This is a genomic window from Chryseobacterium mucoviscidosis (assembly GCF_002177115.1).
GTDB lineage: Bacteria > Bacteroidota > Bacteroidia > Flavobacteriales > Weeksellaceae > Chryseobacterium > Chryseobacterium mucoviscidosis.
Window position 1 is genome coordinate 1 of sequence record NZ_MVAG01000032.1, and the last position, 279, is coordinate 279.

General features: G+C 48.7%; 1 protein-coding gene. It reads right to left on the reverse strand.

The genetic code is table 11. The annotated features are described in order from the left end of the window. A partial coding sequence (locus B0E34_RS22600; RefSeq protein ID WP_262484710.1) for a hypothetical protein occupies positions 1 to 182 on the reverse strand: 182 nt, incomplete at its 3' end. Positions 183 to 279 lie beyond the last annotated feature (97 nt).

Consider the following 279-nt stretch of genomic DNA (forward strand, 5'->3'; position numbering starts at 1 on the left):
GATTGATCCATATCGGCAATGGCGATCGGCGCGAGGTTCAACGATCCTGGCGTAACGGTCGCTGACGAATACACCGACACCGTAAACGAGAAGACAATCAGCGTCAGCATCGCTTTATCACCGAGCAGACTGCGCAACTCTTTGATACCCAGATTAAAAATATTACGTAAATGGCGCATCATCCCTCCTGTTTTTTCAGCAGCAGGATGCTTAAGCCCATCACCAGCGGTATGGCTATCAGCAACGGGATAAAAAGTTGCCACAAATCAGTCAGATCCA